Origin of the sequence: Chryseobacterium gilvum (assembly GCF_025628965.1) — a bacterium.
In the GTDB taxonomy this organism is placed as follows: Bacteria; Bacteroidota; Bacteroidia; order Flavobacteriales; family Weeksellaceae; genus Chryseobacterium; species Chryseobacterium gilvum.
Genome location: NZ_JAOTEN010000004.1, coordinates 107,164 through 129,424, shown reverse-complemented (window position 1 = coordinate 129,424; position 22,261 = coordinate 107,164). Strand labels below are relative to the sequence as shown.

19 protein-coding genes are annotated in these 22,261 nt (G+C 36.0%); 8 read left to right on the top strand and 11 right to left on the bottom strand.

Going from position 1 to position 22,261, the window contains the following annotated elements; all coding sequences use genetic code 11:
* Positions 1-16 precede the first annotated feature (16 nt).
* Positions 17-1,150 (top strand): 8-amino-7-oxononanoate synthase, encoded by a 1,134-nt coding sequence (locus N0B16_RS12515; protein ID WP_262991284.1) that lies wholly within the window; start codon positions 17-19, stop codon positions 1,148-1,150.
* Here the strand turns inward: N0B16_RS12515 and N0B16_RS12510 are convergent.
* Positions 1,147-2,010 carry a glycoside hydrolase family 25 protein gene (locus N0B16_RS12510; protein WP_262991283.1) on the bottom strand — a complete coding sequence of 288 codons (864 nt, stop codon included), beginning with the start codon at positions 2,008-2,010 and terminating at the stop codon, positions 1,147-1,149. The two genes, N0B16_RS12515 and N0B16_RS12510, sit on opposite strands and share 4 nt — an antisense overlap.
* A 66-nt stretch (positions 2,011-2,076) precedes the next feature.
* Between N0B16_RS12510 and N0B16_RS12505 the strand changes: the two genes are divergently transcribed.
* From N0B16_RS12505 to deoC, 5 genes are all read left to right on the top strand, one after another.
* A complete protein-coding gene (locus N0B16_RS12505; RefSeq protein WP_262991282.1) occupies positions 2,077-3,339 on the top strand; it encodes an NAD(P)/FAD-dependent oxidoreductase in 1,263 nt (420 codons plus the stop codon).
* Positions 3,336-4,007: a tRNA (guanosine(37)-N1)-methyltransferase TrmD gene (gene trmD, locus N0B16_RS12500; protein WP_262991281.1), complete on the top strand. Its 672-nt coding sequence runs from the start codon at positions 3,336-3,338 to the stop codon at positions 4,005-4,007. The genes N0B16_RS12505 and trmD overlap by 4 nt, the downstream gene beginning before the upstream one ends.
* Before the next feature lie 245 nt (positions 4,008-4,252).
* Positions 4,253-5,185, top strand: a complete 933-nt coding sequence (locus N0B16_RS12495) for an endonuclease/exonuclease/phosphatase family protein (RefSeq protein WP_262991280.1) — start codon at positions 4,253-4,255, stop codon at positions 5,183-5,185.
* 30 nt (positions 5,186-5,215) lie between these two features.
* On the top strand, positions 5,216-5,686 hold the full coding sequence (locus N0B16_RS12490) for an Lrp/AsnC ligand binding domain-containing protein (protein WP_262991279.1): 471 nt from the start codon (positions 5,216-5,218) through the stop codon (positions 5,684-5,686).
* Positions 5,687-5,691: 5 nt separating this feature from the next.
* Positions 5,692-6,435, top strand: a complete 744-nt coding sequence (gene deoC / locus N0B16_RS12485) for a deoxyribose-phosphate aldolase (protein WP_262991278.1) — start codon at positions 5,692-5,694, stop codon at positions 6,433-6,435.
* Between the two features lie 51 nt (positions 6,436-6,486).
* On the opposite strand, the gene dusB is transcribed toward deoC, so the two are convergent.
* Positions 6,487-7,482: a tRNA dihydrouridine synthase DusB gene (gene dusB, locus N0B16_RS12480; RefSeq protein WP_262991277.1), complete on the bottom strand. Its 996-nt coding sequence runs from the start codon at positions 7,480-7,482 to the stop codon at positions 6,487-6,489.
* A 97-nt stretch (positions 7,483-7,579) separates the two neighbouring features.
* On the bottom strand, positions 7,580-10,651 hold the full coding sequence (locus N0B16_RS12475; RefSeq protein WP_438265277.1) for a DUF8818 domain-containing protein: 3,072 nt from the start codon (positions 10,649-10,651) through the stop codon (positions 7,580-7,582).
* A 319-nt stretch (positions 10,652-10,970) separates the two neighbouring features.
* Between N0B16_RS12475 and N0B16_RS12470 the strand changes: the two genes are divergently transcribed.
* Together N0B16_RS12470 and N0B16_RS12465 are read left to right on the top strand one after the other, a co-directional pair.
* On the top strand, positions 10,971-11,828 hold the full coding sequence (locus N0B16_RS12470) for a lamin tail domain-containing protein (RefSeq protein ID WP_262991276.1): 858 nt from the start codon (positions 10,971-10,973) through the stop codon (positions 11,826-11,828).
* Between the two features lie 196 nt (positions 11,829-12,024).
* On the top strand, positions 12,025-12,882 hold the full coding sequence (locus N0B16_RS12465; RefSeq protein ID WP_262991275.1) for a lamin tail domain-containing protein: 858 nt from the start codon (positions 12,025-12,027) through the stop codon (positions 12,880-12,882).
* Positions 12,883-12,939: 57 nt separating this feature from the next.
* Here N0B16_RS12465 and N0B16_RS12460 read toward each other — a convergent pair whose 3' ends face one another.
* From N0B16_RS12460 to N0B16_RS12425, 8 genes are all read right to left on the bottom strand, one after another.
* Complete coding sequence (locus N0B16_RS12460; protein ID WP_262991274.1) at positions 12,940-15,759, bottom strand: gluzincin family metallopeptidase; 2,820 nt, start codon at positions 15,757-15,759, stop codon at positions 12,940-12,942.
* 51 nt (positions 15,760-15,810) lie between these two features.
* A complete protein-coding gene (pyrF, locus tag N0B16_RS12455) occupies positions 15,811-17,190 on the bottom strand; it encodes an orotidine-5'-phosphate decarboxylase (RefSeq protein ID WP_262991273.1) in 1,380 nt (459 codons plus the stop codon).
* 127 nt (positions 17,191-17,317) lie between these two features.
* Positions 17,318-17,665, bottom strand: coding sequence for a YkvA family protein (locus tag N0B16_RS12450; RefSeq protein ID WP_262991272.1), 348 nt, complete (start codon positions 17,663-17,665; stop codon positions 17,318-17,320).
* 85 nt (positions 17,666-17,750) lie between these two features.
* Positions 17,751-18,290, bottom strand: a complete 540-nt coding sequence (locus N0B16_RS12445; RefSeq protein WP_262991271.1) for a TlpA family protein disulfide reductase — start codon at positions 18,288-18,290, stop codon at positions 17,751-17,753.
* On the bottom strand, positions 18,287-18,850 hold the full coding sequence (locus tag N0B16_RS12440) for a thioredoxin family protein (RefSeq protein WP_262991270.1): 564 nt from the start codon (positions 18,848-18,850) through the stop codon (positions 18,287-18,289). The genes N0B16_RS12445 and N0B16_RS12440 overlap by 4 nt, the downstream gene beginning before the upstream one ends.
* Positions 18,851-18,852: 2 nt before the next feature.
* The gene (gene aroC, locus N0B16_RS12435; protein WP_262991269.1) at positions 18,853-19,923 is read right to left on the bottom strand and encodes a chorismate synthase; all 1,071 of its coding nucleotides are present in this window, start codon (positions 19,921-19,923) and stop codon (positions 18,853-18,855) included.
* Between the two features lie 47 nt (positions 19,924-19,970).
* Positions 19,971-21,611 (bottom strand): LIC_10190 family membrane protein, encoded by a 1,641-nt coding sequence (locus N0B16_RS12430; RefSeq protein ID WP_262991268.1) that lies wholly within the window; start codon positions 21,609-21,611, stop codon positions 19,971-19,973.
* 54 nt (positions 21,612-21,665) lie between these two features.
* Positions 21,666-22,205, bottom strand: a complete 540-nt coding sequence (locus N0B16_RS12425) for a glycine zipper domain-containing protein (RefSeq protein WP_262991267.1) — start codon at positions 22,203-22,205, stop codon at positions 21,666-21,668.
* Positions 22,206-22,261 lie beyond the last annotated feature (56 nt).

Genomic DNA, 22,261 nt, shown 5'->3' with positions numbered 1-22,261 from the left:
TCCAGTAGCCTTTTTTATGATCTATACATTTACAGTATTTACTTCTTCCAAAGAACTTCCCGGCAATTGGAATACCATTGTTGGCCAACATAATGTGTTGCTATCCAGAGAGTATTTTCACAGTTTAGAGTTTGCATGCCCGGAAAACATGAAGTGTTATTTTGTTGCCTTTTTTAAAGAAAAACGGCTTATTGGCGGTGCGTTATTCCAGTATCTGAATTTTGTACAACATAAAACATTTCAGAAAGGCAATTCCTTCTTTAATATTAAAAATTATATTACCAAAACATTTACAGAAGATATCCTGATTCTGGGAAACAATATGCTGACCGGGCAAAACGGGTTCTACTTTGATCCGGCGGAAATTGCCATTACTCACACTGTTGATCTGCTCGCAGAAGCATCTTTTGAGCTTCAGAAAAGAAAAAAAACATCTTTGATTACGTATAAAGATTATCAGGAAAATTTTATTACCCATTTTAAAAGTAAAAATATCAGATCGTTTTACAGATTTTCTGTGCAGCCGAATATGATTCTCAATCTGAGAAACCGATGGATTAGCTTTGATGATTATTTGAATGCTCTCTCAACCAAATACAGAACCAGGGCCAAGTCTGCAAAGAAAAAAAGCATGGGGATAGAAAAATCAGAGATATATATTGAAGACCTTAGAAAATATCAGAAAGAAATGAATATTCTGTATCAGAATGTCGCTGAAAATGCTCCTTTCAATACATTTTTTCTTCCCGAAGATCATTTTGAGAATCTTAAAGAATCTCTGAATGAAAACTTCAAAGTCTTCGGGTATTTTTTTAACAAAAAACTGATTGGTTTTTATACTTTAATTCTTAATAACCAGGATATTGACACCTACTTTTTAGGGTATGATAAAAAAATTCAGAAAGAAAAACAAATCTATCTGAATATGCTTTTGGATATGACAGAGTTTGGGATCAATCAACACTTTCACCGCATTATTTTCGGGAGAACTGCTTTAGAGATAAAATCCACAATTGGCGCAGAACCGGTAGAGATTTTCGGATTTATAAAACATAACAACCGATTAATCAACCGCTTTATGGAAAAGATATTCCCATTTCTGAATCCTAAAATTGAATGGATACAGCGAAAACCTTTCAAATCTATTTAATCCAAAGTAAGCCTTTTAAGCGACCAGATTCCGCCATTGTACAGATCCAGGTCTACTTTGGTATTGATGCCGTATACAATTCCGTTTTCGGAAAACTGCCAGAAATTCCATTCGTCATCAGGAGATGGGGTAGGAACATCATTATAATTGGCAAGCCAAAGCGGATAGTCATCAAATTCTCCTTTCAAAAAATCTTTATAATAATGATAATATGTGTAAATGATCGGTTTTTCACCATACGTTTCCTCCACAATTTTACACCATATTTTAAGATCTTCCACCAGTTTTTTATTAGATTTTCGCCGGGATATTTTTTCGATGTCTAAAATAGGTGGCAGATCACCGCTCTCCAGCTTCACGTTTTCCAGAAAATTATTGGCCTGAAAAACAGGATCTTCATCTGCCCTGTAAAAATGATAAGCACCGCGGATCAGATTGTGTTTTTTCGCCTGTTGCCAGAATTCACTGAAATGTTTATCTGCACTCCGGTTTCCCATTGTTGCACGCATTACCACAAATTCCAGAGGGATGGTTTTGTTCCCGATGCTCAAGCTGTCCCAGCTAATGTCTTCTTTATTCTGATAATGTGAGATATCAAAACCATAGGTTTTGTCCAGATTATTGCTTACAATTTTTTGAATTCTGAAAGCCTCCTTTTCACTGTTATGAAGTTTTTTATGACTGAATTTATTAAAGTACAATGCATAATAATAGCTGATCGACTGCTTCAGGTACAATCCTGTCCCGATAAGCGCAATAACGAGGATGAGCAATACGACCTTACGCCGGAAAAAATAATTCTTCCGTCTGGTTTTATGAACGTTTCTGACAGTTTTTTTGGAGTGTTTTTTTAAGGCCATAAAGTTTTGCAAAACTAACTTTTTTGCGCTTTAAAATGCTAAATAAAATCTGTAAATTTGTGTATTATGGAAACACGCGAAAAGGTTATCATCATCGGAGGCGGTTTTGCAGGTCTTCAGCTTGCAAAAACATTAAATAATAAAAATAAAAAGGTAATCGTTCTTGACCGGGTGAATCACCATATGTTTCAGCCGCTTTTTTATCAGGTTGCGTGTGGGCGAATAGAACCTTCCAATATCTCTTTCCCGTTCAGAAAAATTTTTCAGCAATCCAGAAATACACAATTCAGACTTACAGAGGTGAAAGAAATTCTTCCCGAGCAGAATAAAGTGATTACAGACGGTGCAGAATTCACTTACGATCAGCTGATTATTGCGACAGGTTGTAAGACCAATTTTTTTGGAAATAAAGATCTCGAAAGCAAAGCTTTCGGAATGAAAAATACACAGGAAGCCATCGGAATCCGAAATCATATTCTGATGACTTTTGAGAAACTGATTCTTGAAAAAAAACGCAGTGACGACGGAAACTGGAATATCGTTATCGTAGGAAGCGGTCCGACCGGAGTAGAACTTGCAGGCGCTTTTTCAGAAATGAAAAAAGAAATCCTTCCCAGAGATTATCCTTATATGAATTTTGACCAGCTGAAAATCATTCTGGTAAGTTCTACCGAAAAACCTTTGGCAGTAATGAGCCCTGAAGCACAGGCTAAATCTGAACAGTATCTTAAAGAACTCGGGGTACATTTTATGAGTGGGGAAGTGGTTACCGAATATGACGGTGATAAAGTGTTTTTGAAAAGCGGAAAACAGATTCCTTCTAATAATGTAATCTGGGCAGCCGGAGTGGTAGGAAATGTGATCGAAGGGTTTTCTGCAGAAAAGCTGATCAGAAACAGATATATTGTTGACCGATACAATAAAATAAGAGGGTACGAAAATATATATGCCATCGGTGATATCGCCTATATGGAAACTCCTAAATATCCCCAATCTCATCCGCAAGTGGCCAATGTTGCCATCAATCAGGCAAAAAATTTAGGAAAAAATTTATTGAAAAAAGCAGGCGACAAGTGGAATGAATATGAGTACAAAGATAAGGGATCTTTAGCAACGATCGGGAAACACAGAGCGGTAGTAGATTTACCTTTTATTAAATTTCAGGGATTTTTAGCGTGGTATTTTTGGATGTTTTTACATTTAATGCTTATTTTGAGCGTCCGAAATAAATTGGCCGTGTTTTTTAACTGGATGTGGAGCTATTTTAATAAAGATTCATCCTTACGTTTAATCATCTCGCCCAATAAGAGAAATAATACCCAACAATGAGAATTGATATTATAAGTGTGCTTCCGGAATTGATGGAAAGCCCGTTCAGAACTTCCATATTGAAGAGAGCTGTAGATAAAGGTTTGGTGGAAGTGCATTTTCATCAGTTAAGAGACTGGTCGGTCAATAAACATAGACAAATTGACGATGAACCTTACGGCGGCGGTGCAGGAATGGTGATGATGATCGAGCCTTTAGACAAATGTATTTCTGAACTTAAATCTCAAAGGTCATATGATGAGATTATTTATCTGACTCCCGACGGAACAACACTTAATCAGAAAATCGCCAATTCACTTTCTATCAAAAATAACCTTATTTTCTTGTGTGGTCATTACAAAGGGATTGATCAGCGGGTAAGAGACCTTCATATTACCAAAGAAATATCAATTGGTGATTATGTTTTAACAGGAGGCGAATTGGCAGCCTGTGTTCTGGCTGATTCTATTATTCGTTTGGTTCCTGGAGTTTTAAATGACGAACAAAGTGCTTTGACAGACAGCTTTCAGGATGATCTGCTTTCTCCGCCTATTTATACCAGACCCGAATCGTACAAAGGCCTGGAAGTTCCAAAAATTCTCCTGAGCGGAAATTTTTCTAAAATTGAGGAGTGGAGACATGAGGAAGCCATAAGAATTACTCAGGAAAAACGTCCCGATTTACTGTAATCTTTCAGAATCTATACGATAATTTTACCGCTTCATTAGTTTTTTAAAGATTATTTTTTCTTTATTTTGCATTCAAATGGCAGAATTTATTAAAAAATCATTGAAATTATACCTTAAAATTTATAAAATAACTTCAATAATTATAAATATTAATGTTTTATATAAAAAATAACTCTTTATTCTTTAATAATCATTAAAAAAATAATAAATTTACATTTTAAATTAAATATTAGAAATTTGTGTAAATGGAATTGTTTGCTTTTTATAATGTAGAAAATTTATTTTTACCAGATCCTGTTCCCGTTCACCATTCGGACCCGTCAAAATCGGGACTTAGAAATTGGGACGAAAGGAAATATAAAAACAAGCTTTTTAAAATTGCGCATGTTTTTCAGTTAATAAAAGAGGAAGCAGGAGTTTTGCCGTTTATGATCGGGTTATCTGAGATCTCAGGCAAAAAAGTTTTGGAAGAACTCACCGGGACGGAACCTTTCGGCTCCAGATATGGCATTGTGCATTATAATTCTATGGATGAAAGAAAAGTAGATGTTGCACTGCTGTATGATCAGTCAAAAATAGAAATTCTACACTCCGAAGCAATTACCTTCTTTTTTGAAATTATAGATGAGAATGTAGAGAATTACGATACCACGAGAGATGTACTCTTTACAAAAGTAAAATATAAGGAAGAAATCATCAATGTTTTTGTGGCACATCTTCCTTCCAAAAGAGAAAAAGACATTAATCTGCCAAAACGCACGTATATCCTCAGTCAGCTAAGGGAAAAGATCATCAATATTGTCAATACTGAAAAAGAAAGCGTGATTCTCTGTGGTGATTTTAATGAAAATCCCGATGAAGAAAACATCAAAAACATTCTTTACGACCACAATGCCGTGCAGATTTTGAAAAATCCTTTTCAAAAATTGTATTCTGAAGAAAATTTTTCTGCATTTCATTATAAATCTGGTTTGTTATTTGATCAGATCATGCTTTCATCTTCTTTATATGAAAAAAGCAGTGCTTTATATTTTGACGATGCCGGAGTTTTTAAACCTGAAAAAATCAGGAGCAGAAACAAAATGTTTTCCAGCAGGCCTTTTAGAACGTATGCAGGAACGCGGTATTTAGGAGGTTACAGTGATCACTTTCCGGTATATATCGTATTTAATACCTAATAAAAATAAAATATCATAAATAAATTAAAAATGAAGAATTCAACCAATGTAAGCTATCATCTGGATCCGCTTGACAAAGAAATTATTTATATGCTGATGGACAATACCAAAAGTTCTTTGGCCTATATTTCAAAGCAAGTTGGGATTTCGACTACAGCGGTTCACCAAAGAATCAAAAAATTAGAACAGGCAGGAGTGATTGAAAACTCCATCTCTTTTCTTAATCCCCGAAAAATCGGATATAAGGTAGTGTCTTATATTGGTATGTTTCTGGATCAGCCAAGTCATTATCCTGATGTGATCAAATCGCTGCAGAATGTAAATGAAGTGGTAGAAGCACACTATACCACAGGAAATTATACTATCTTCCTGAAAGTGCTTTGTAAAGACAATGATCACCTGATGGAAATTCTGAATCAGCTTCAGAAACTGAAAGGCGTTACCAGAACAGAAACGTTTATCTCTCTTGAACAAAGCATCCAGAGACAGCTTAAAGTATAATTACAATGAATATTGCCCGCTATTTGGATTCCACTTATCTGAAAACGCCTGCTCAATCCGGGCTTTCAGAAGAAGAAATATTGCAGAAAGACATCGATCTTGCTCAGGAAGCTATTGATCATGCCATTTTTGCAGTAATGATCCGTCCGGATTATGTTTCGGAAATCAAAAAGTATATTCTGAAAAAAAAATCAGATGTTCAGGTAGGAACAGTGATTGGCTTTCATGAAGGGTCATATTCTATTGATGAAAAATATAGTGAAGCCGCCAAAGCCATTGCAGACGGCGCAGATGAGCTTGATTTTGTAATTAATTATAACGCGTTTCTTCAGGGAAATCTGAAATTAGTAGAAAAGGAGTTTATACAATGTACGCAATTGTGCATAACGCATCATAAAACAGCCAAATGGATTATTGAAATTGCTGCGCTGACAGATTCCCAAATTGCAGATCTTACCCGACAGATCTCTTTATGGGCAGAAACAAACTTCTCTGAAAATGATCTTTCTCAGATTTTTGTAAAATCTTCTACAGGTTTTTATGAAACTAAAGACGGAAAGTCAAACGGAGCCACTTTTGAAGGAATCAAAATCATGCTTGAAAATGCAGGGAAACTCCCTGTAAAAGCGGCGGGCGGTGTAAAAACTTTTGAAGATGCCGAGAAAATGATTAAGCTGGGTGTTGCAAGAATAGGAACTTCTTCAGCTTTAGATCTCATCAAACATGAAAGCTCTTCAGAGGGATATTAATAAAAAAGACTCATTCAATTTGAATGAGTCTTTTTTTTATTAAAAGAATGGTTATACTTTCTCAGAATATTCTTCATAAAATGCCTCGGTTTCTTTAATCACCTCATCCATCTCAACCAAAGAATAGACTTCTAAAAATTTTCTTCTGAAATCTTTAAAATGCGGGATACCACGGAAATAATTGCTGTAATGCTGTCTCATCTCAATCAGTCCCAGTTTTTCTCCTTTCCATTCTGCACTCCACTCTGCATGTTGGCGCACAGCCAGTAATCTGTCTGATATCGTAGGAGCATCAAGATGTTCACCGGTTTCGAAAAAATGTTTGATTTCGTTAAAAATCCATGGGTATCCAATCGCGGCACGGCCAATCATAATTCCATCACAGGCATATTTTTGTTTGTATGCTAATGCTTTTTCCGGAGAATCGATATCACCGTTTCCGAAAATAGGAATTTCAATATTTGGGTTCTGCTTAATCCTTGAAATATGTTCCCAGTCGGCTTCGCCTTTATACATTTGTCCGCGCGTTCTTGCATGTATGGTCAAAGCTTTGATACCCGTTTCCTGAAGGCGTTCTGCTACTTCATCTATATTAATTGAATGACTGTCCCATCCCAAACGTGTTTTTACGGTAACCGGAAGACTCGTAGAACGCACAACAGCTTTTGTCAAACGCACCATTAAGTCAACATCTTTTAAAACTCCGGCTCCGGCTCCTTTACAGACTACTTTTTTTACGGGGCATCCAAAATTAATATCTACCAAATCAGGGTTTACCGTTTCCACAATTTTTGCAGACATCGCCATGGCTTCTTCATCACCTCCAAAAATCTGTATTCCTACTGGTCTTTCATAATCAAAAATATCCAGTTTTTTTCGGCTTTTCATTGCATCACGAATCAGCCCTTCGGAAGAGATAAATTCTGAATACATCAAATCTGCACCGTGCATTTTGCACAGCCTTCTGTACGGAGGATCGCTTACATCTTCCATAGGTGCCAATAAAAGCGGAAATTCCGGCAGTTGTATATTGCCTATTTTTATCATGGTGCAAAGATAATGAAATTCTGAACTTTAATGAATTTGAAAATTTCTATGGGTATTATGCTTGAAAAACAGCGAATAGCTAATTTTAAAATTATTGTTAAAAACTCGCCTTTACCTGCATGCTTCCGATGTGAATCGTTCTGTCGCCGGAATTTCTGCCTTCATAGTTTAAATTTAACTGTAAGAAAGAGTTGATTGCCTGTTGTACAAATACACTCCACACCTGGTTTTTACCGGGTTTTAAACCATCAAGCATTTGGTTGCCGACGATGCTGAAATTGTTTCCGGTAAAATTATTATTAATAAAAGAAAAATTTCCTCTGATTGATGTTTTTTTACGTTCCCACTGTATGGTTCCGGTAATATCGAATGCTTTTAAAAGTTCTTCACCGTCTACACGCTGTTTTTCACGATAGGCGGAAGAAAACTCTGCCTGGATCGCGTCTGTGAATTTATAGGTTGCTTTTGGCTTGGTTTCAAAATTGTGCAGCCTGTAATCTCTTGTGGCAAAAAGCTGGGAAGAATTTTCCAGTTCGTGCACAGAATTTTCCCAGTCTACCCGGAATTCTTTATTAAACCAATACCCGACGTTTACAAAATGCGAAACCTGATTTCTTTCTTCATTGCTGAAATTGGCATTGATGAGGTTGTCATTTTTTATAAAGCGGTAGTTTCCGTTCCAGCCGGATATTTCAGTAGGGTTAAACTGTACGGAGGTTAAAATATTCTGGTTTTTAAGAATCTGATCTTCGCTTTTTTCGAAAGGATTAAATACCAGAACTTTGTCTCTTTTAAAATAAGAATTCTGAGAGTTGAGGGAAATATTAAAATTCCAGCGTTTTAAAAATTTATTTTCAGAATTGAATACAATAGAAGGATTCACAAATAACGCCAGTTGTAATTTGTTTTTATTAGAAGGGATGTAGCGTACAGAATTGGTGTAAATTCTGATGTACTGTGCAAGATCAGAATATTCTGCAATTTCAAATTCATCAAGCTGCTGAACGCCGTCGCCGTTATAATCGGTCCATTTGTAAATTCCCTGTCCGTCAGTTACTTTGATATATTGAAATTCCCGCTGCGCTTCCTGCCCGTTTCCTAACTCATAGAAAGCCTGCAGCCGCATTCCGTTTTTGAAAAGCTGCTGGTTGTACAAAATATTCCCAACCACAAAATCTTTATTCTGATTCACATCTGCATCTTCGTTTCTGTAAAAGAATTTGCGGTAATGAAGCAATGCGTTTAAGGTAGTTTTTTCGGTTTTAATGATCTGGCTTTCTGCCATGAAGCCCAAAATCCTGTTCATATTCTGGAGCCTGTTGTCACGCACGGAATCATTGTCTCTCATATAAATTTTAGACAACAGCTTTGTTCTCGTACTGTCTCCTATTTTTCTTTGTACAAACAGTTCTTTCCAGCTGAAACTGGTAACATCCATCAATTGGGTGTCATTGTATTTCTTCTCATTATGTTCCATGCTTCCACCCAGTGTCCAGCTTCCTTTTTTGCCGGTATATTCACTTGATGCACCGCCTCTTATGAATTTTGTATCCTGTAAAGTGGCAGTGGTATTAAGATAGGATATGCTTCCTTTGGTGAAAAAATTACCTTTTATCCAGCCGAAATCAAGATCATTTTTTAGCCCTTTATAAGAATCCTGCTCATCAAGATAGTTAAGACGGTAATTGATAACAGAATTGTTTTTCCATTTATTTAAAAAGCTGAAAATGAATCTGTTTTGGGTTCTACCATTAAATTCCTGCGCGAGGTTAAAGTCTCTGGAGAATTCTACATCATTGATGCGGTCCAGAATATGAAACTGACTGTCGATATATTGATATTCAAAGCTCGGCGTACCTCTCCAATTGTTTTTGGTGAAGGTTTTATTTCCGAAAATTCTTGCGGCATATCCTATGTTCTGATCAGAATCTTTTGAAGAAAATAGATTGAGATCATAGTTGCTCAGAGAAATATCGGCACCTATTTTTCCATCCTTTAAAAGGTACTCAGAATTTAAGGTATATACCTGGGATTTTTGTGGAGAGGGCAGTTTTCTCACTGCTCTGTAGTCTCCTGAGTTTGGCCCTACATATTCGAAAACCCTTCCGTTATTAGTAGTCTGGGTAAGTTTGTAATCTCCCAAACCGGCTCCAAAATAAGTAAAAGAAACCTGATATAAAGTCTGGGTTACATCGGTAGAAAACTGATAATGATTTCCATTGCTGTCCTGAACAAGGCTGTACAGGATTTTATTCACATCAAACTCCGACACTACTCCCGAAGGTGCATACATGAGATTGGGGTCATTTCCGGCACTGGCAAGAATCTGCTCGTCTTCTTTGGATAAATTCAGAGCCAAAGGAGCGTTCTTGTTGTCATTTTCCATAAACCAGTTCAAACCAACTATGAATTTTTCGCGCTGATGTTCCAGTCTTCCGGTAAATAAATATCTGGAGTAATTTCTGTTGGTATAATTAAATGATATTGTAATAAAATTCTGTTGAAAAATAGGCCTGAAGCTAGTAAAAGTGACTTCTCCGGTATTATAGTTAATAATGTAATCCTGATTTTCACCGCGTTTCATCAAAATACCGTCGATAAAAACCTGCTCCGAACCTGAAATCAGCGTGATAAACTGTTCGCCGTTTTTTCCCGTAAGCCGATACGGTCCCTGATTTCCTTCCACTCCCTGAAAACGGATTCTGTGAAATTCACTTCGGGCAACGCCCATTGATACATCGACAAAAGTTTTGTTTTCAGTTCCGAATTCGGTTTGAAACTGAAGCCCCATACTTCGTCTTTGGTATTTGGCAAAATAATTTTTGTTATCAACGAGATCCAGATGTCCGGCTCTGAGAATAGATTTATCCTTTATATTAAGCTGCATATAGATTTTATCAAACTCTTCTAAAGTCTGGGTATATCCATCTGCCTGAATCGGGAGGTTATGATCTGAGATGCTTGCCAAAATGGTAACATCTTTTGATAATCTGCCAGAAATCTGCAGATCCATCGAACTTTGTACCGACTGTCCCTGATTATTCCCAAAGGTAATCCCACGGATAATAGAACCTTTAGAATTCAGTTCGCCTAAAAATCTTTTTTTATCATTTCTGGCAAGAACAGCTTCGTCTACAATAATTCTGTTGCTGGTCTTTACAAAATCCATCGTGTCTTTCGCAAAAATATCCTGCTCAAGCCTTGCGGCGAGAATGCTGTCTTTCTTTATAGAGTCTTGTGGAATATTTGGATTTTTCCAAGAGAAAATCTGAGCCTTACTGGTAAATAAGCCTATGAAAAGAAATAAGAAAATCAGAACAGAATTCCGCAAGTTTTCCAAAATAAGTGGTAAAAATAACTAAAAAATGTGAACAGTAGCGACTTTAGCATTATTAACAGAAAATTAACCTGATTATTGTTTAAATAAAAAAAATAGCAGTAATTTTGCGGTGTAAATTATTAATAATTAAAATTTAAAATTAGATATTATGAAAAAAATCTTTACAATTTTAGGAATGGTTGCTATTTCAGCATTTTCGAACGCACAAATAGTAATCAATGAAGTGTATGGTGGAGGTGGTAATAGTGGTGCTACTTTAATTAATGATTTTATTGAGTTGAAGAATATAGGTTCTTCTTCAGTTACCTTGACGAATGCTACCATTCAATATGCATCTGCTGCGGGTACTTTTAATCAATATCATACATTACCAACAATTACTTTGACTCCGGGACAGACTTATCTGATTCAGGAAGCTGCCGGAACTGGAGGGACAGCTGCTTTGCCAACACCAAATTTTATAGCGACAACAATTACTAATTTTGATGGAACTACGAATACAAATGTTGGATTAGCCATGGCTGCAGCTGCAGGAAAAGTTGTTTTAGCAAGTAATGCTACTCAGGTAACTGCTGCTACAAGTACAAATGTACTTGATTTTGTAGGTTACGGTACTACAGCAAGCCAGTATGAAGGGACTGCTCCCGCTGCCGCTCCATCGGCAACAAACTCTACTGCTAGAATAAGCGGTGATACCAATAGCAATGTTAATGACTTTGCGGCCGGAGCTCCAACTCCTCAAGCTACAGGTACTGTATTAGCAGTTTCAGATCTTAACAAATCAAAATCAAGCTTTATCAAAAATACTTTCGTGAAGAATGAGGAAATTATCTTCGGATCTGATGTGAAAGAGGTGAAAGTATATAATATGTTTGGTCAAATTGTAAAGTCTGCAGCTGTAAAAGGAAACGCATCTTTAAATGTTGCTGAATTGCCGAAAGGAAACTATATCGTAACAGGAATGGTAAACAATCAGCCGGTTTCTCAAAAAATCTTGAAAGACTAATTTAAAAAATTCAAATTAAAAAAGAGGCCACTTCATTGAAGTGGCCTCTTTTTATGTAATATTTACGTTTTTTATGTAATATTTGCTTTTTGTATAGATATTTAATTTTTAATATAATTTAACTATAATGTGGTATTTATGAATATATGGTATTGTATTTGTTGTTTTTTTATCAAATCAACCAAATATTATTATTATGAAAAAAGTATTTACTTTTATCGGGCTTGTTCCGATAGCTGCATTTTTTAATGCTCAGATTGTAATTAATGAAATTTATACAGGCGGAGGAATTCTAGGAGCCACGCTTACGAATGATTTCATAGAGCTGAAAAATATTGGCTCTACCACAGCTTCTCTCAACGGGGCAACCATACAGTATGGTTCCGCTACCGGTGCATTTACACAATACCACACTTTACCGAATATTACGCTTCCTCCCGGACAAACCTATTTGATTCAGGAAGGTTCAGATGGCGGTGGTATTATTAATCTGGTTAATCCCAACCTAATTGTTAACACAGTCCTTAATTTTGACGGATCAGGTCCTGTTGTGGGAGTAGGACTGGGAATTGCATTAACTTCAGGAAAAGTTGCGTTGGCAAGTAATACAACACAGGTGACAGGACCTACCGCTTCCAATGTGTTAGATTTTGTAGGCTATGGCTTGGCAAATCAATATGAAGGATCTGGAGCGGCACCTTCACCGTCAATTCTTAATTCAATTTCGAGAATTACGGGTGATACAAACAACAACAGTGTAGATTTTACAGTTGCACTTGCATCGCCTCAAGCTGGAACTTTAGCAGTAAATGATATGTACAGCAATACTCCGCGGTATACTTTTATTAAAAATTCTATGGTAAAAGATGATGAAATTATTTTTGGAGCAGAGGTTAAAGATATCAAAGTGTATACTTTATCAGGTCAGCTGGTGAAAACTTCTTCCGTGAAAAACAATGGAACACTGAATGTAAGCGAACTGGCGAAAGGAAATTATATCATTACAGGAACAGTTAACAATCAACCGGTTTCTCAAAAGATTTTAAAAGATTAATTAGAGTAAAAACTTAATTAATTGCTAGCAGCTGTCGATAGACAGCTGTTTTCTTATTTAATACCAACCCCTTCTTGCGGCATTGATGATGGTGCCTAAATTTAAAACCAACGTATATCGTATGCGTTTTGCATAATCTTTAAAACCGGGTTCAAAACCTAATGACGACTGCACAGGAAGATAAATCTCAAGAAAATCGGGAATCACTCGTACTTTCACACCGCTATCCCAGATAAACTGAGTAGAGCTGTTTTTATTTTTATACAGTCCTGCATCGGCATAAATATGAAAAATTTTCCAGACGCTTGAATCTACGTTGAATGAGGTAATCCATTGATTGGCAGTTCCGGGAATAAAAGATTTAAAGCCACCGTCTGCCAAAATAAACTGCTGCGACAAAATTCCGCCTGTTGCACTCTGCCCGAGAAGATTATAGGAAAAGGAATAATCTGAAACTTTAGAAATCCCGTAATCGAAAGTATTGTTGCGGGTTTCATTTCTGGCAAAATATCCTCCGAATACTCTCAAACTCAGCTTCTGTCTTGGAGCAAATTCCCACCGGTAAAAACCTTCCGCTGTAATTTTATTAAAATCCTGCATTCCCAAAGTACTGATGCTGAAGCTTTTTTCATGAATCATCTGATTGTCTGTGTAGCCATATCCTACACTCCAGAGGTTATATTTATCGTATTCTCTGTTAGCAATCATTTTTTCATTAAGATCTTTTTCAAAATAATTGTAAGAAACAGCAATTCCACGGCTTACTGTGCTTCTTGGGTTTTTTCTGAAACTGATATTAGAATACAGAGACGCTTTTCTATACGCAAGATCATAATCATAATGAAAATAAGAACCTGAAATTCCAAAAGTAAGGCTCCGGATAATGCTTTCAGCGGGTAAAAAAGAATAAGAAACTGCTCCTGATCCCGTAAATTTTCCTGTGCCGGTGCTGAAAGACGGAGTAATCGAGTAGAGGAACTTCTGATCAAACAGCGATTGATTTTTAAAATTCATCCCGATCAGAAATTTATCATAGGTGTTGCTGAAACGTATTCTCGGATTCAGATACACTTCACTGAATTCAGGATTGGGGATATCTTTAATCAGCTTAAATTTAATTTTTTTGGCATTTGAAAAAAAACCTTTTGTATACCGAAAATTATCACCGTAATTGGCCTCCGGAAAGATATAATTGTTATTCAGGGTTATCTTGTAAATATCTTCAGCGGGCAGTGTAATTATTTTTTCTTTCACATTTTCTTCCGTCTCAAACCAATACGAGGTTTTCTCACCTTCTTTAGTCTGGGTTTCCAGTTTTAGAGGAATTGCCTTATCTGTATTTTTTGTTATTTTGATATGTAGCGAACCATCTTTCGCTTTTACATTTTTTAATTTAAAATTAACTCTGTTTTTCTGCTTCAGGAAATCGGTAAGGTAAGACGCGGAATGATCTTCTTGGGCAATCTTTTGTAGAAAATCTTCAGGATCTGTCTGTCTGTCTTTGTTTTTTGAAATATATTCTTTTACTATTTTATTAAAATTTTCTTCTCCCATTTTATCTGCAGAAAAATTGAAAAGGCTTCCCGTCTCAAAGCTGCTAATTGCCATATCATTAAAATTACTTAAAACCGAAAAAGGCTCATCAATTTTCTGGTCAAGATTCTGAGACATGATATATTGATATGCCAAACCATAACGGTCAATTAATTTCACTTTTGAAGCATTGAAAATCTTTAAAGGTTTGATTCCGATGATCCTGTTTTCAGGAAGATTTCCTAAAAGTTTGGTATCCCGGTAAAACTTTTTGAGATACTGAATTTCAAGATAAGATTTTAACCCGTTCTTAAACCAGTGATTATCCTCCTTATCTGTAATTATATTTTCATCAAGAATCTTTTTTGTAATGATTCCGAAATAGTCAAGATCTGTTTTTTCTGCATCTGTGAAAAGCTTAAATCTGAATTTCCAGAAGCTGATATCGTTATTTCCGAAAAAATCTTCTTTAGCTCTGAACTTTTCCGAGATAAATAATCTTTCAGGAATATCACCTACTTTTTCTTTAATAAATTTCAGATGCAGAGGAAGGAAAAATTCTAAATTCTGTATTTCCTGCGGACTGATTTCGTATCCAAACTGTATTTCGGTCCGGATATCCTCGGTGTTTATTTTTATAACAGGAAACTGACGTTGGGCAATGACAAATTCAGGATCCGTATTTGAATACCCTTCAAAAAGATGGTTTTGTCTCTCAGGAAGATTACTTTCAATAAATTGATTTTCGGGGAGATCAAAATTAAATGTCCAATATGTATTAAAGTTTACCGATTCTTCAATATCGTGATAACTGCGCTTAGTATTATTCTCGGGATCAAAATGATCCGGAACAATAAATAAATATTTTAATGCAATGGTTTGATCTGATGTTCCGTAGCCGGTAAATTTTTTATCAGGCAGCTGCAATTGATACTGCAATTGTAATTGTGTGCTTTTACCGTCTTCAAGTGGATTTTCTAACGCTAAAAATAAATTTTCTTCAGAAATTTGACGAATAACAAATGCCTGATTTTCTGAATTTTTAATGCTTAGAGAAAGAACTTTACCCAGCTCTTCAGGTTTTGCAAAATGCATACTGTTGTTGCGGTCTTCCAGTTTTCGGTAAACCAGTGAAGTTCCTCTTTTTTGATAAGCAGCAACCCAATTCAGAAGTTTGATGCTGTCTAACATTTTTCCGGAATGATTGTAATACGTGATAATCTGGGTGACATCAAGTATTTTTTTGTCGGGAGATAACTTTGCGGTCACTGCAATACTGTCTCTTTGTGCAGAAACCTGTACAATGCCCCAAAACAGAATAAAACAAATGCTAACGTTTTTCAATGATAATGATAAAGTGCCAAATATAACTTATTTAGAATACATTTCGGCAGATTAATGCTCTACCGGATTTTTTTCCAATGAATTTAAATAAGATTTCCATCCTTCATTTTTGTATATCAGAGCAGCTTGTTCAGGATTTTCAGATTGATAAATGCCACGTCCTACGATCATAAAATCCGTGTGAAGGGTTTTAAAAATATGTTCGGGTGTATTATATTGCTGTCCTTTTCCGTCTCCGGAATCTGCCAAGTTTACGCCTGGAGTGAACAGCAGGATTTCTTCCGGAATTGGGTTTTGTGAAACTCCGCCGATCACATTGGGATGGGATAAAGCAACCTTCAATGCTTCTTCGCGGTAACTGTTGGAAGTAAGCGTCCCTTTTGAAGACATTCCGACGATGGCTACAACTCCCACATTTTTAAAACAATCTAAAGATTCAAAACCACCAATCACCTGAGAAGTCACAAAATCTGCCCAGTCTGTGATTCTGAAAACTCCGCTCGTAAATTGCAGCTCCTGAGTATTTCCAATGTCTGCAAACTTCCGGTCTTCCATGAGTAAAAATTGATGTTTTAAGGCAATTTGCTTTAAAGGAAGGATGGTTTTTTCATATTCAAAATCTGAAATAATATCGATATGAGTTTTTAAAGCAATAATATGCGGGCCTACTTTTTCGGCTAAATCTAATAATGCCGCTGTTGTGGTAACGTCTGCGGATGCAATAAGGTTAGACTCTTTTGCCAGTGCAATTTCTAATAACTTTTTGGAAACAGAGTGCTGTGCGTTTTCAAATTTCTGCTGATAAGATGATCTTGTTTTTTCTTCAAACTGAATATGGTTTCCCAATAGAAAATCCTGAATTCTTTTTACCTCATCATCCGAAAGCTCGCCATTTTCCTGAAGAATGGTGCATACTTCTGAAATGTTGAACAGAGTATGAACCCGGTAACCTCTGCTTTCCAGAAGCTGTTTTCCGCCCTGTTCTCTATCGAGAACCACTACAATATCAGCAACTTTTAAATCTTCCTGCTCAATTTCGGCAATGGTTTCTACTAAAGATTTCCCGGACGTGATCACGTCTTCTACCAGAAGACAGTTTTGCCCTTTCTGATAAATACCTTCGATCATTTTTTTGGTTCCGTATTCTTTGGCTTCTTTTCTTTTTATGATTAATGGAATGTAACTTTCCAGCGACATCGCCGTAGCCATCGGAAGAGCAGCATAAGGAACTCCGCAGATGAGATCAAAATTGTCTAAAGGAAGCATATCCAATAGATAATTTGCAAGATTTTTTAGAATCTTAGGATCTGAGGCTAAAGGTCTTAAGTCTACATAAAACGGGCTTTCAATTCCGCTTTTTAAGGTAAATCTTCCGAATTTGATGATGCCGAGCTTATAGCACTCTAAAAAGAATTCTTTTTTACTTTCCATTATTTTTTATTAGAATATTGCAAATTTAGGAATTTGAAAGGAAAATGGGAAACTGATATCAGGTAAATACTCGAAGTCTATTAATAATAATTCAAAAAAACACTCCGGTGAAGGAATGTTTTATCTTTTATTTTACAACTTCTGCGTTGATAACCTTGGAATCATCTGTACGGTATTGCCGTTCTGCTTCCCAAAGTAGAAACTTATCAACTTCCCTGATCAGCTTAGGAATCGTTAATGATAAAATCGCCAGATCATCCAGAACACCGATCACAGGAACTGCAATCTCCGGTAAAAGATCGATCGGAGAAATCACATACAAAAGTCCTAATAGCGGTAATATGATATCAAGAGATCTTGTAGGATAAGTCCCTTTTCTCCACATATTGACCATTCTGAAAATATCGGGTATTTTCTTGACAAATCCTTTATGACTGATAGCCTCTTTAGCTAAATTAATTTTTGAGTATTTCATTTTTGTGTGTTTTTTTTTAAAATAATTCGACCCAGTATATTTCGCAAATTCTGTACCAAGAACTTATAAAATTGAGTTAAAAAAATTATTTGATCATATTATCAATAAAACGGTGAACAGATTCTGTGTTCCAGTCTGTTGAAGAATCTTCTTTGATAATGATTCTGCCGTTCTGATCCAGAAGAAAAGTAGTGGGAAATACTTTTGGAAGCAATTTTTCTGAGATCGGACTTTGGGCTATATAAACGGGGACAGTATATTTATTTTCCTGTAAAAATTTTCTGATGGCAGGTTCTTCATCTTTCATGGCAATCAGTACAAAATCTACATTTCCTTTTCTGCTTTCATATAGTTTCTGGATCGAAGGCCACTCTTTTCTGCAAGGAGGGCACCATGTTCCCCAAAAATTTAAAAAAACGGGTTTGTTTCTGAAATTTTTAAGATTGGTACTTGCTGTATTAATGCCTTGTAAATCGATATCATAATCTTCCGGAGCAATGTGTACTGCATCTTCAATAGCGGCTACAGGAAAAAACTGGTTTTTAAGAAAATTTCTTATATCAGGAACAAGAAAAACAGCGCCTAAAACAATAAGAATAACAAGATACGTAACTACTTTTTTCATAATAATTCTAAAATTTCCTGAATAGAATCCTTCCCTCTGTTTCGGGAATAATATACCTGTAAATCATTGTAAAAAAGATCTTTAGGATATGCTTCCGGGTTTGTTTTATATTTTACAAGTAAATCATGCCCGAATTTAGGACGTGGTCCCCACGAATTTTTTACATTAAAATCCTGATCCAGAATGATCACTTTTGGGATAGATTCTGTTCCGTTGGTCTGAAATTGACTGATAAGGCTTTTATCACTGTCACGTAAAAATATTTTTACCTCATTATGCCCTTCAAAAAACTTTACCAATGCCGGAACGGTCGCACTTGCATCGCCACACCACGCTTCAGAAATAATCAGAATTTTACCGTTGAAATTTTTTGATTTAAGCTGATCTTTCTGCGCTTCATCAATAACCATTTTTTTCAGGGTTCTGTCCATTCTCTGGATTCCGAGCTCATAGTAAGGTTTGTACTCCAGATCGTGTTCGCTCACAGGATATTCCAGCCTGTTATGGGCGATCTGAAGATATTCTTCGAAAGTAATTGCTTTATCCCAGTAGTTTTTCATCACTAAAAAGTATTTAAATTTCTTGTTTTGTTTATTAAAAATAAATCAGCCAGTACAAATGCAGCCAGATTTTCTACGATGGGTACAGCACGCGGAACGACACAGGGATCATGTCTTCCTTTTCCTTCCAAAATTACTGCATTGCCATATTGGTCTACACTTTCCTGCGGTCTTAAAATGGTCGCAACAGGTTTGAAAGCTACCCGGAAATAAATATCCATTCCGTTTGAAATCCCTCCCTGAATTCCTCCTGAAAGATTAGATTTCGTACTAAAATCTGTATTAAAGGCATCATTGTGTTCACTGCCGGTCATTTTTGCCCCACAAAAACCGCTTCCGTATTCAAAACCTTTGCAGGCATTAATATTAAGCATTGCTTTTGCCAGTTCTGCCTGTAGTTTTGAAAATACCGGTTCGCCAATTCCGGCAGGTACATTTTTGATAACGCATGTAATCGTTCCTCCGATCGTATTCCCTTCTTTTTTGATTTCTTTGATTTTTGAAATCATTTTTTCAGCGGTTTCTGCATCAGGACACCGTACTTCATTGCTCTCCGTTTTAGAAAAATCTAAAGCCTGATACGGCTTTTCACAAAAAATTTCGCCGACGGAAGAGACATACGCGTTGATTTCAATATCGGATAAAAGCTGTTTTGCCAAAGCACCTGCAACTACCCAATTGATGGTTTCCCGCGCAGAAGATTTTCCGCCGCCGCGATAATCTCTGATCCCGAATTTTTGATCATAAGTAAAATCAGCATGACTCGGCCGGTAAGACTGCGCAATATGATCGTAATCTTTTGACTTCTGATCTTCATTCTCGATCATAAAACCAATAGGGGTTCCCGTTGTTTTTCCTTCAAAAATCCCTGAAAGGAATGTAACGGTATCGCTTTCTTTTCTTTGGGTAACGATAGAAGACTGCCCGGGTTTTCTGCGATCCAGCTCATATTGTACTTTATCAAAATCAAGCGCTAAACCGGCCGGAAAATTATTGATAATTCCTCCATATGCCGCACCATGACTTTCTCCGAATGTGGTAAGACTTAAAAGATGACCTAGAGTATTGAACATGATACAAAATTACCGTTTTTTATCCAGATAATAAAGTCTGTGAAAGGTTAGTGTGAATACGTATTTTTGATTTTATCGATCACTGTTTGACTTTCCTTTTTTTCTTCGGGTGTCATTTTTTTCCAGATAAATCCTTTTCGTATGTTTTTGGAATCGATGCATTGAGGGAAAATTCCCGCATTGTGATCGTCAAAAATAAAGCTTTCTGAAATTGAAGGAAGGGGAGTGTCAAAATTAAAAGGGTATTGCTCAGAAACATGGTATTTTAAATTCCCAATTTTAAAAGAATTATATTTTTTGTAATGATAAATGGAAGGTCTGTATAGCTGTTTGATTTCAAATTTACCCATAAAACCACCGACTTTAAAACTCGGAATATAGGTCTGAAGCAACCCCGGAAATGATAGAAAAACTACAGAAATTAAACAGAGTACGGAGAAAACTGCGAGTGATTTTTTTGGGGTGAAAAAATCAAAAAGCATAACAAAAAAGATCACAAAAAAAACATCCATAAAAAAACGGTATTGCGCTGAAAATGCTAAAACCATTATGCTTTTTATGATTAATGAAACCCAGATAAATGTGATGATTTTATTCTTTTTTATTGCCGCATAAAGCGTAAAAATGATTAAGCTTATAATAAAAAATATATGGATATATGATTTAATCCCGGTAAGGAAAAGCCAGTTTTTAATAAGGTCAAATGCTGAAAAATGCTGAATTTGTTTATAAGAATATTGCGCATCGTAGGTTTTAAGGATAGCATATTGAGAAGATGACTGTAAAAGTACAGGATTGGGTTTCCATGAGATTCCGAGATCAAAAAAGGTTACCGGAAATATAGGGTATCCGAAAGTCCAGATGTTTTTAATAAAAAAAAGCAGGGCAATAAGAATTCCGAAAAAAAATACCTTAAAATGTGCTTTTGTAATGTAAGCACAATAAAAAAAGCTTAAAAAAGGCAGCCAGATCATCGTTGGTTTTATGGCAAATACAAATACTGAAAAGGCAAATATAAAAGTGGCATTTGTGTTTCCGGATAAGATTTCACGCAAAATAATCAATGAAAATATAAGAACCGGAAGATCCGGACTCGGCGATTGACAGAAAAATAAGAAAAAGGGGATAAAGCACAATTGAACCCAGCTTTTCTTTTCTATAATGTAAAAGGTATAAATAATGAGCAGTATGGCATTTATTCTTAAAAAAGGATCGGAAAAATTAGAAAATCCTGCTTGAAAAATATGCCATAAAGACATCTGTCCCAACGTGAGATCAAGATTTGAAATTCCTTTTACCAGTCCATATTCTTTTAGCCAGTTAATTGTCGGCACATAATATCCGTAATGATCCAAAATAAATGGATAATAAGAACCGCAGAAGAGGATAACACAAGATATAGTTACTAATAATACTGTTTCCTTTTGTGTGAAAGTATAAAATTCTTTAAAAAGTTTTTCTTTAAAAAAATAAAATAACCCTACGAGAATTGTGGGAACTTCTACATATATATTTAACGGGATAAAAAATGCAAGTATGGTCCAGATTACCGTTATTACAAAGATACCGGTTAAAGATTTTCCTGAAATTCCGTCGAAAAGCTGAGTTTTGAAAACAGACTCAAAGAATTTTCCCCATCCGGAAAGAGTGGGAATCATTACTATTGTTAAAAATAAAAGTATCAGCATAAAAAAAGATTGCTTAAAAATAAGCAATCTTTTATAGTATTGTAATAAATTATATTATCTTGGCTGCACTCTTCCACTTTTTCTGTCCTGTGCTCTACCCAATGTATATCCTGTTGCACCACCGACTACACCACCAATTACGGCACCCGCACCACGGTTTTTCTTATTAACAATCGCTCCTAAAGCGGCTCCACTTACTACTCCGATTGCGGTACCTTTCGCGGCCTCACTGATTCCTTTTTTCTTGGCAGTGGTTCCTTGAGAAGAGCTGCTTCCGGTATTGGCGTATGTTCCGTTTCCTGAACTTGTAGATCTGTCACGATATACCGTTCTCGTTTCTCTAATTACTTGCGGACGAGCGTTTGCAGCAGCTGTTTTGGCTTTCTGTGCTTCCGCTATACTGTCAGATTTTTTCTGGGCATCATATGCGAAACGCTCTCTTTCAATTGCTAATTTTTGTCTTTCTATCTCAAGCTGTCTTGACTGAAATTCAATCTTCTGTTGTTCTAATGATTTTTCTGCAACTTGATCATCCTTCTTACAGGCAGTCAGTACAAAAACTGAAACTAAACCTGCTAACACTATATTTTTCATAACTCAGATTTTTAAAATTAAAAAAGCATTAAACTCGTTAACCCTAATATTTCAAT

Excerpts from the sequence above, each read along its gene's own strand:
- N0B16_RS12470 (WP_262991276.1), top strand. The coding sequence starts at position 10,971 with ATGAAAAAAATCTTTACAATTTTAGGAATGGTTGCTATTTCAGCATTT.
- N0B16_RS12510 (WP_262991283.1), bottom strand. The coding sequence starts at position 2,010 with ATGGCCTTAAAAAAACACTCCAAAAAAACTGTCAGAAACGTTCATAAA.
- N0B16_RS12495 (WP_262991280.1), top strand. The coding sequence starts at position 4,253 with ATGGAATTGTTTGCTTTTTATAATGTAGAAAATTTATTTTTACCAGAT.
- N0B16_RS12445 (WP_262991271.1), bottom strand. The coding sequence starts at position 18,290 with ATGAAAAAAGTAGTTACGTATCTTGTTATTCTTATTGTTTTAGGCGCT.
- deoC (WP_262991278.1), top strand. The coding sequence starts at position 5,692 with ATGAATATTGCCCGCTATTTGGATTCCACTTATCTGAAAACGCCTGCT.
- N0B16_RS12430 (WP_262991268.1), bottom strand. The coding sequence starts at position 21,611 with ATGCTGATACTTTTATTTTTAACAATAGTAATGATTCCCACTCTTTCC.
- aroC (WP_262991269.1), bottom strand. The coding sequence starts at position 19,923 with ATGTTCAATACTCTAGGTCATCTTTTAAGTCTTACCACATTCGGAGAA.
- dusB (WP_262991277.1), bottom strand. The coding sequence starts at position 7,482 with ATGATAAAAATAGGCAATATACAACTGCCGGAATTTCCGCTTTTATTG.
- N0B16_RS12450 (WP_262991272.1), bottom strand. The coding sequence starts at position 17,665 with ATGAAATACTCAAAAATTAATTTAGCTAAAGAGGCTATCAGTCATAAA.
- pyrF (WP_262991273.1), bottom strand. The coding sequence starts at position 17,190 with ATGGAAAGTAAAAAAGAATTCTTTTTAGAGTGCTATAAGCTCGGCATC.
- N0B16_RS12425 (WP_262991267.1), bottom strand. The coding sequence starts at position 22,205 with ATGAAAAATATAGTGTTAGCAGGTTTAGTTTCAGTTTTTGTACTGACT.
- trmD (WP_262991281.1), top strand. The coding sequence starts at position 3,336 with ATGAGAATTGATATTATAAGTGTGCTTCCGGAATTGATGGAAAGCCCG.
- N0B16_RS12440 (WP_262991270.1), bottom strand. The coding sequence starts at position 18,850 with ATGAAAAACTACTGGGATAAAGCAATTACTTTCGAAGAATATCTTCAG.
- N0B16_RS12475 (WP_438265277.1), bottom strand. The coding sequence starts at position 10,651 with ATGGATTTTGTAAAGACCAGCAACAGAATTATTGTAGACGAAGCTGTT.
- N0B16_RS12465 (WP_262991275.1), top strand. The coding sequence starts at position 12,025 with ATGAAAAAAGTATTTACTTTTATCGGGCTTGTTCCGATAGCTGCATTT.
- N0B16_RS12515 (WP_262991284.1), top strand. The coding sequence starts at position 17 with ATGATCTATACATTTACAGTATTTACTTCTTCCAAAGAACTTCCCGGC.
- N0B16_RS12505 (WP_262991282.1), top strand. The coding sequence starts at position 2,077 with ATGGAAACACGCGAAAAGGTTATCATCATCGGAGGCGGTTTTGCAGGT.
- N0B16_RS12490 (WP_262991279.1), top strand. The coding sequence starts at position 5,216 with ATGAAGAATTCAACCAATGTAAGCTATCATCTGGATCCGCTTGACAAA.